8 protein-coding genes and 1 pseudogene are annotated in these 8,474 nt (G+C 66.3%); 1 reads left to right on the forward strand and 8 read right to left on the reverse strand.

Annotation, left to right across the window (positions count from 1 at the left end):
* Nucleotides 1-405 precede the first annotated feature (405 nt).
* The 5 genes and pseudogenes from ACFY0P_RS51880 to ACFY0P_RS51900 all read right to left on the reverse strand — a co-directional run.
* Nucleotides 406-539 (reverse strand): annotated as a pseudogene (locus ACFY0P_RS51880) (IS5/IS1182 family transposase); the annotation flags it as partial.
* A 341-nt stretch (nucleotides 540-880) separates the two neighbouring features.
* On the reverse strand, nucleotides 881-1,720 hold the full coding sequence (locus tag ACFY0P_RS51885) for a transposase family protein (RefSeq protein WP_388929488.1): 840 nt from the start codon (nucleotides 1,718-1,720) through the stop codon (nucleotides 881-883).
* 52 nt (nucleotides 1,721-1,772) lie between these two features.
* Nucleotides 1,773-2,159 carry a hypothetical protein gene (locus tag ACFY0P_RS51890; protein ID WP_388929489.1) on the reverse strand — a complete coding sequence of 129 codons (387 nt, stop codon included), beginning with the start codon at nucleotides 2,157-2,159 and terminating at the stop codon, nucleotides 1,773-1,775.
* 251 nt (nucleotides 2,160-2,410) lie between these two features.
* Nucleotides 2,411-2,908, reverse strand: a complete 498-nt coding sequence (locus tag ACFY0P_RS51895; RefSeq protein ID WP_388929490.1) for a nuclear transport factor 2 family protein — start codon at nucleotides 2,906-2,908, stop codon at nucleotides 2,411-2,413.
* Between the two features lie 46 nt (nucleotides 2,909-2,954).
* The gene (locus ACFY0P_RS51900) at nucleotides 2,955-3,167 is read right to left on the reverse strand and encodes a hypothetical protein (protein WP_388929491.1); all 213 of its coding nucleotides are present in this window, start codon (nucleotides 3,165-3,167) and stop codon (nucleotides 2,955-2,957) included.
* Between the two features lie 646 nt (nucleotides 3,168-3,813).
* Here ACFY0P_RS51900 and ACFY0P_RS51905 point away from each other — a divergent pair.
* Nucleotides 3,814-4,500, forward strand: a complete 687-nt coding sequence (locus ACFY0P_RS51905; RefSeq protein ID WP_388929492.1) for an SUKH-4 family immunity protein — start codon at nucleotides 3,814-3,816, stop codon at nucleotides 4,498-4,500.
* Between the two features lie 23 nt (nucleotides 4,501-4,523).
* On the opposite strand, the gene ACFY0P_RS51910 is transcribed toward ACFY0P_RS51905, so the two are convergent.
* The 3 genes from ACFY0P_RS51910 to ACFY0P_RS51920 form a co-directional block, all read right to left on the reverse strand.
* Nucleotides 4,524-5,498 carry a transposase gene (locus ACFY0P_RS51910; protein ID WP_388929493.1) on the reverse strand — a complete coding sequence of 325 codons (975 nt, stop codon included), beginning with the start codon at nucleotides 5,496-5,498 and terminating at the stop codon, nucleotides 4,524-4,526.
* Between the two features lie 16 nt (nucleotides 5,499-5,514).
* A complete protein-coding gene (gene ltrA, locus ACFY0P_RS51915) occupies nucleotides 5,515-6,984 on the reverse strand; it encodes a group II intron reverse transcriptase/maturase (protein ID WP_388929494.1) in 1,470 nt (489 codons plus the stop codon).
* Between the two features lie 674 nt (nucleotides 6,985-7,658).
* The gene (locus ACFY0P_RS51920; protein WP_388929495.1) at nucleotides 7,659-8,393 is read right to left on the reverse strand and encodes a group II intron maturase-specific domain-containing protein; all 735 of its coding nucleotides are present in this window, start codon (nucleotides 8,391-8,393) and stop codon (nucleotides 7,659-7,661) included.
* Nucleotides 8,394-8,474 lie beyond the last annotated feature (81 nt).

An 8,474-nucleotide genomic window follows, 5' to 3' on the forward strand; every position in this document is an offset into this window, starting at 1 on the left:
CGACGCCAGCACCAGGCTCGCGTCAGTCACTACAAACGACGCGGACACAGCCCCTGAGCTGGCCAGCAATCAGAACAAGCACCGTTGCAGTACTAAAAGTGCGTACCCCTCACTCAAGGCAGCTGGCAGCTCGAAGCCCAGGTCGGCCTCCGCTGCCGCCAACTCGTCAGCAGTGCAGCCACCTTCCGGCTCCACCGGCCGGCCCATCCATGCATCGGCGAACCAGCGCACGAACTCCCAGGCATGGGAGCGAGTACACACTCCGCCTCGCAGACGCACCGCCACATCAGGACCGTCCAACATGCCGAGGACGCTACCGCCTTCCTCAACCGTGCGGTGAGCCACAGCAGGCCCAACCTCCCAATAGCCCACGACTCAACTTGACCCGCCAACGACATGAGATGTCTTCGATCCCAGCTTGCCGCGATCGGTCGGATTCGGTCCCGTCAGCGGCCCCCCTTTTCGGCGCGCAGGCTGACCGAGTCGATCGCGCACCGGGACCAGTCCAGCTCACCCCGCGCTCCGAGTTCGTCGAGGATCACGCCCATCACCACTGTGGACTCGGCCTTCGTCCGGGTGCTCCTCTCCACAGAGGTGCGCACACGGTAGGACGTCCGAAACGAAACGTCTAGTACTTTTGACGTGAAGAACAGAGTGTCGCTCGCGTATGCGGAACCGCGCTTCAACATCACGTCTACGCGATGTGCGAGGTCTTCCGGTGAGCCACTTTCGGGTCTATGGCGGTAGAGCCGGGCCCAGACCCGGTCCCGGCCCCACTGAGCGGTGTGCATCGTGAAGTTGCTGGTGAGGGGGCTGGTGTGCGCAGGGTTCTCGATACTTGTACTGGTCGCGGACGGGTGACTTCGGTGAAGATCGTCGGTCAGCGGGTGACTTCGCGGTTCGTGAGGACCGGTAGGGCCCTGACCAGGGAGGTAGCCCATTTGGGGTCGGTGCGGAGCCTGCCGAGCACGCGCCAGTTCTTGAGGTGGGCGAATCCGTGCTCCACTGGGGCCCGGACGGCTGCCAGCGCCTTATTGGACAGCTTCTGTCCCCGTGTCAGGGGCCGGTTCCGAGCGACCTTGTAGCCGGTGATCACCGCTGGGCCAGCGTCCGGGTCGCTGTCGTCGAGCCCGACGAATCCCAGGTCGGCGATGGCGCCGAGCCCGGCCGCCCGCAGCTTGGCGGTGAGCTGGTCGTGCCGGCAGGCGGTGATCTCCGAGGTCCGTCCGGGCCGGGTCGCCGAGACCCAGAGCAGCCAGCCACGGTCGTCGGTGAGGGCGATCACGAGCAGGCCATGGCACTTGTGCTTGCCCGAGTAGTTCTTCCGGTTCGCTGTGCCGGTGCGGCGTCGGGTGCGGATCAGCGTGCTGTCCAGCAGTACGACTCCGCCGCCCGTTCGGGCGATCTTCTTCAGGGCCCGCTGGAGGCGCGGGGCGCGGGCGGCCAGCAGGCCGACGACTTTGCGGACCCACCGGGTGACGGTGGTGCGGTGTATCCCGTTGCCGCCAGCCAGATCGCCCGGCCGCTGGTCACAGCGCAGTACTGCGAGCACGATGACGGCGATCCTTCCCGAGGGCAGGGCCCGCCACCGTGAGCCGATCTTCTTGCAGTGGCCGCGTATCAGGGCGGCGAGATAGTTCAGGGTGGCGCTCGACAGCGGCAGGCGGGCGGTGTAGACAAGGCCGTCAGGGCCCTCGACGACGTGGTTGGCTTTCTTCACACCAAACTCAACTGCCGTCGGAGGCCCGCCAGTTACGCCCCGTCCAGCGCGGTCACGGACGCGCGGTGAACCGCCCGTCGGGCCGCTTGTGCAGCCAGCCGCGGTCGGCGAGCTTGGTCATCTTCGCGCGCAACGGCTCCAGCTTGCCGCGCACCGAAGTCTCCAGGCCCAGCCGCTCGCCGACCACCCTGACCTGCACCGGGCCGTCGGCCTCCCGCACGATCGCCAGGATCTTGCGGTAGTCGCCGGGCAACGCGTCCTCGTCGGCCGCGTCGCTGCGGTGCGGGATGAGCAGGACCGCCCGCCCGGCCACCTTCGCGGACACCGGAGCGACAGCTTCGGCGTCGGCCTGGGCCTGCTCGGCCAATCGGTTCAACACTCGTTCCGCGATCGCCAGTTCGTCCCGCTCGACCTGGACCTCCTGCAGCTGTTTGGTCAACTGCTCGACGGGGGCATCCAGTTCGCCTCGGCGAGTGGTGATCCACGGCCGCTCTTGCATTTCCGCAGTCCCCTCGATCTCATGGCGTGCCGACCTGCCGACGGATCGTAGGCGCGGGTTGGTTGCGGGCGCAGCCGAACCCAGCAGACCACCGGAACGGGACCTGCTCGATGATCTACACCGTGGTCATCGGCCGCCGACCGGTGCGAGTACCTGAATCGCCATTCACACCAGCCCCGTGACCTGCGACTTCACGACGCACTCCGCTCAGTGGCCCGAACTGGTGCATCGACATCGACGGGCCCATCGCTTGGTGCCAACGGCGCAAGGTCGAAGGGACGTACTACCCGGCGCCGCGCTATGCGCCAGATCCCTCCCTCGCGCCGGTATTCGTCCTCGTAGGTACCTCCACCGACAATCCAGCGGTGGTTGCGGAGTTGGGCCAGGACCACGACGTCCGATCGTCCGGTCGCGGCAGCGCCGTCGATTTCCACCGTGTGATTGGCAGTGGCGTGCTGCATGACCGGGAATGCCTGCCACTGCTGCTCGACCGCCGCGCGGATGGCTTCGATCCCCGTGAATATCTGGTCCGAGCTGGTCTCCCACGCGGCGTCCGCTGTCCAAATTGCCTCCCAGCGCACTGGGTCGCGGTGGTCGGCACCCACGCAGTAGTCGTGGGCCAGCCGATGCAGCGCGAGTTCCGTCTCGACTCGGTCCAGGCGAGCGGCAAGATCTTGCAACGTCGTCATTCCTGAGAGGCTACTGACGGTTGAGATGGCCCACAGGGCGGCCGCCTCACCCCTGCAAGCGCCGGCGCAGGGCGTGCAGTTCGCCGTTTGCCGCAGCGAGAAGCCCGCAGTTGGGCAACTTCTTCACGGTGTTTGCGGCGGTCAGAAACTGACGGGTCCTCGGCAAGCTCCGCACCGACCCGAAGCGGGCGACCACCCTGGTGAGGGCCTTGCTGGTCCTGACGAACCGCGAAGTTTCCCGCTGACCGACGATCTTCACCGGAGTCATCCGCCCGCGACTTGCACAAGTATCGAGAACCCTGCACACCAGACCCGTAACCTGCGACTTCACGATGAACGCGGCTCAATAGGGCCAGCGCCGACACCGAACCGCACACCACGGCACGCTGCGCCTGAGCGCATTCTGGACGGGATCATGCCAACGGAGGGTGGAGATCACCGGCGTGCAGTTCTCCTGCGCGGGTCGCAGTCGGGACAGGCCAGACTTCCGGCGGGATGAGGACCCTGGTCGACGGCGACCTGGGCCCGCCGGTACTGGCTGCGGCCTTTGGTCGCCCACGTCCGCCGAGGTGTCCATGTGCTCGGGACGCGGTGGTCGGGAACATCGGGGATACGGCTGGTGCAGGCCGCGCACGGGCGGTAGACCAACCGCTCGTTCACCAGCCACGCCGTCGGATCTCCCGAATCATCAGCGTCGGTCAGACGCCGGCCGGCCTGCTCGGTCCAGCCCTCCGGCCGGTCGCGGTCCGGGTCGTAGTGGGCGGACACCACGCAGCCGGAGCCCAGGATGCGTCCAGCCAGGCGCTGAAGGCACTGCGCGTTGATGGCGATTCGTGAAAACGGCTCTGGCTGCACTTTCGTGAACGATCTTGAAGACGAGCGTCATTACCGGAATGCTGGCGCGTGTGGAGAGCAACGTTGCAGATAGGTGGGCGTCGATCCAGGACTCCGTCGACCGGGTGTTGTCACAACCCGTGTCGTGCCTGGTAGCCGACGCGCCTCGCGTCGCTGTCGAGGTTGCCGAGCGATGGGATCTCCCAGAAGGCGACCGAGTTGCCCTGCGTGAGTGGGGTTTGCCACGGGTGCCGCTCTTCACGCCCCGCCATGCCTGTACGTTCCCTACTCTCCTGCCCAACCGGGCAGGCAAGCACGAGCGCCGCCTGGTCAAGGACGGACAACAGCTCTACGACCTAGGGTATTGGGGGACCGACCCGAGTAGCTGCGTGGCCGGTGTGGTTCCCGGAGAGGGGCGGGTGCTGTGTCTTCTCCCCGCGGCGATCACCGTTGACGATCTGCCGGAAGATCTTCGGCCGTACAACCGGGGGCTTTACAAGCCTGCGGTCTCCTTCTTCAGCTCCTCTGTCGCGCAGTACGTCGAGACGGCCTGGCGGTGGCATGCGGTCCTGCAGATCCTCCAGCAGATTGAGGAGCCTGAGTTCCTAGCGGGAGAGGTGGAATACTTGCACTACCACGACCGTCTCTACTCGCTCGTGGAGCTTGTGGTGGATGCAGTAGGACACATCGATCCTGCGGCTGACGCCGAGGACCTACCCTCAGTCTGGATCGAACTGATCCGCGAGAACTCGGTGTGATGGTGAGCCGCACTCCCTGGCGCTCATGGCTGGGTGAGGATGCGGGTCCGAAGGAGTTCGAACGAGGCGCGGCCATACATTGCTCGCTTTAGCGTTTTCACCCGATTCACATGCCCTTCGACGACCCCTGAGCTCCAGGGCAGAGTCAGGCCGGCGGTCACCGCGTCGAGGTCCTGGCGAAGGAAGCCGGCGAAGCCCCTCATGAGCTTAGGCGCGTCCTGCTCGGCCTGCCGGATCCACTCCAGCAGCAGGTATCCGCGCTGGTGGCGGACCAGGTCGGCGAACGCGCGGGCGAGGTCGCAGGCCCGGGTGATGTCCGGGCAGGCGAGCCGGACTTGAAGCAGCCGCTCGTTCTGGCTGTCGGTGAGTGTCTCGCGGGGTCGCATGATCCACGAGGTGATCTTGCGGGGGCTGGGGATGTCGGCCCGGACCGGTTCGGCGGTGCCCGCACGGAGGGCGGCGAGGTGTTTGCGGACGACCTGGCGGCTGCCGCGGTAGCCGCGAGCCTGGATCTCCAGGAACAGTCGGGTGCCGCTGACCTGGCCTTGGGCTTCGGTGAAGCGGGTGTTGAGGTAGGTCTTGAACGGCTCCAAGACGCCGTTGGGGCGGCGCTCGCGCGCAGAGGCCACCAGTTCGTCGAGGTCGGTGTCGCGGAAGCGGCGCACTGTCTTGCGGTCGAGGTTCAGGCGGCGGGCGATGGCGCTGATCGTCCAGCGTTTCTCCAGCAGGCAGTGGATGTCCTCGTAGCGGTGGCGGGTGCGTTCGATGATCTGGGTGCGGGGCAGTTCCGGGGGCGGTAACAGCATCGGAGACGGCTCCGGCACCTCGGTCACCGTCTCCTCCTCGGCATGCTTGCGCAGGCAGTCGCGGTGCTGGTGGCAGGTCTTCTCCACCGCGTCGGCGGGGTTGATGGGTCGGACCGGGGCGCCCTGCCGGGATTGCTCCCGGTGGGTTTCCCCGGCCCGCCCGCCGAACCCGGCGTGCCCGTCTCCGAGCACCGGGCTCTCCACGAGATCATGCCGTTGGTGTCGGGCCGGTCAGGGCATCCGGCCAAGGGGTGGGGATGCTGTTGCCCCGGTAGCGATACCGAGTGATCGGCACTTTGCCGAGGTGGAACAGTCTGATCCCCTCCAACTCGATGTCTTTCCATTGTCCTTGCGGAGTCCGGAACCATCGCCGGATGGACTTCCAATTCGTCCGGTGCCGGTGCATCACCCAGCGGATGACCCGCCACCACACGAAGGTGTGCAGGGTCTGCATGGTGTGCTTGGCGACCGCGTGTCGGAAGTAGTTGGCCCAGCCGCGCAGGATCCGGTTGATCTGGATCAGCGCGATCTTGTAGTCGAGATGTGACAGCCTCTGGGTCAGTTGCTTGATCTTCCGCTTCAGCGTCGCGACTGGCTTGTCGGCGATGAACGTGTAGACGTGCCACTTGTCCGTTCCGCGCTTGCGCATCCAGACGATGCGGAAGCCCAGGAAGTCGAACCCGTCCGCAAGGTGGACGATCCGGGTCTTGGCCGGTGACAGCACAAGGCCCATCGGCGCCAGAACCGAACTCACCTGTTCGCGAAGGTCTTCGACGTGCTCCTTGGTGCCGTGGACCATGATGACGAAGTCGTCCGCGTAGCGGACCAGTCGCCAGGTCGGCAGGCCCCGGTGGCGCCGTCGTTCGCGATCCTGCCGACTGGCCATCGTGGTTGCCCACTGCTCGGCGGCGAAGTCGTCGAGCACGGACAGTGCGATGTTGGCCAACAGGGGTGAGAGGATGCCTCCTTGCGGAGTCCCGGAGGTGGTCTCGTTCCGTTCGCCCAGCTCGGTCATGATCCCGGCTTTCAGGAACGCCTTTACCAGCGCCAGCACCCGCTTGTCCTTCACCCGCGCTCGGACACGGTCCATCAGGGCCGTGTGGTCGATGCGGTCGAAGCACGCCTCGATATCCGCGTCCAGCACCCAGCGATAGCCCTGGGAACCGAACAGGTGAATCTCGGCGATCGCGTCGTGCGCACGCCGGTTGGGCCGGAAACCGTACGAGCACGGACGGAAGTCCGCCTCGAAGATCGGTTCCAGGACCAGTTTCAGCGCAGCCTGCACCACCCGGTCCGCAATGGTCGGAATCCCCAGCCGGCGAAGTTTCCCACCTGACTTGGGGATCATCCGCTCCCGCACCGGCACGGGCCGGAAGGCTCCTGCCCTCAGCTGCATGCGGATGTGGTCCAGATACGCTTCCACCCCGGCCGCGCGTACGTGGTCGGCGCGCACGCCGTCCACGCCCGGCGTCCGGGCTCCGGTGTTGCCCGCGACCCGTTCGAACGCCATCACCAGGACGGCCGGGTCGCAGACGAAGTTGAACACATCATCGAACCGGAAGCCGTGATCGGCTACCGCCCAACGGTGCAGCTTGATCTGCATTCTCCGTACCCGTAGCTCAGCAACATCGGTCACCGGCCACGCGACCGGGGCATCCACCCCGGGTTCTCCGGACATTGCAGTACCTCCCTTGCGATCTCGCTGCCGCCCTTCCCCATGTGCCGGGCTCTCCCCGGCTCGGAGTACTACGGCGGCTCCGCCCCTCCCACGGTCTGTTCGGCAGACGGCGTGCCCAGCCCAATTCGCCCGAGCTGGCAACCCGGACGACGGGCGGGACCGAGGAGGTTCCCGTGTTCACTGATTGATCGATCGTCGGAGTAGGCACCCGGCTATACCCCCGCGGCTTCGCCACGGTTACCCCGCAGCACTTCACCGTGGCCTCCCGGGCCGACTGGCAGATACAGCCCGGGAGTTGCTGCCTTCTGCAGAGAGGCGAGCATGCACCGCAACCAGCCCAGATCCGCCAGGTTCGAGCTGATGTCACCTTAGGAGGCTTCAAACACCGGTTCCTCACGTATACCTCTCCGTCTCGCTTGCCGGACCCGCACCATCTGACGGTTCTGACACGTCCCGGCTTCGTCGGGGCCGCTTGCCACCCTCCCCGGCACCTCCCGGATCAGGCTGCCCCCAGCTTCACCGCCCTGCTGCGACAGGACGGAGGCGAAGTAGGGGTCGGACCGGGGCGCGGTGCTGGCCTTGTGACCAGCCCGTTTCCCCGGCCCGCCCTCCGCACCGGACATGCGACTCTCACCGCATCCGGCGCTCCACGGACTCCCTTGGGACCGCGCGGTTCACACCGTCGCGGCCCTCGCCCACGGTGTCGGGATGCTGTATCCGCGCCAGCGATAGCGGGTCACCTTCACCCGCTGCGGGACGAACAGCGTGATCCCGTCCTCCACGGGCCGCCAACCGGGCTCGCCGGTCAAGTAGCGGCGCCGCAGAGTCCTCCAGTCGATCCCGGGATGCTGCTTCCTCAGCCACAACGTCACCCGACGCCAGCAGAAGTCGTCGAGATAGTGGAACGTGGCCGTGGACGACCCGAACCGGAAGTAGTAACACCAGCCCCGCACCGCCGAGTTGAGCTGGCGGAGCAGGTCGGCGAGAGTGCGTTGACCTCTCTTGTTCGTCACCGCCCGCACCTTGCCCGTGATAGAGGCCAGCGCCTTTTTCGACGGATAGGTGTAGACGTAGTGCTCGCTGGTGCCCTTCTTGCGCCTTCGCTGGATGTGAAAGCCGAGAAAGTCCAGCCCCTCGTCGATATGGCAGACGCGGGTCTTGGCCTCCGACAGGCGCAGCCCCAGAGGGGCGAGCACGGCCGTGACCTCCTCCCACAGCGCGTCCGCGTGAGCTCGGGCGCCGCACACCATGATCAGAAAATCGTCCGCGTAGCGGACGATCCGGTATGTGGCACCTCCGCGTCGGCGGTGTGCTGTCCGCCTGCCGCCGTTGCCGTGAGCGTCCCACTTGGCACAGAAGTGTTCATCCAGCGCCGAGAGAGCAATGTTCGCCAACAGCGGTGAGATCACGCCTCCAACGCAATGGGCAACTTCACCTTCGAAGTGACGCTGCGTTATCGGAGGTTGGAGAAGCTGCCTCGTGGGGAGAGT

This window comes from Streptomyces sp. NPDC001714 (genome assembly GCF_042892755.1).
Classification (GTDB): Bacteria; Actinomycetota; Actinomycetes; order Streptomycetales; family Streptomycetaceae; genus Streptomyces.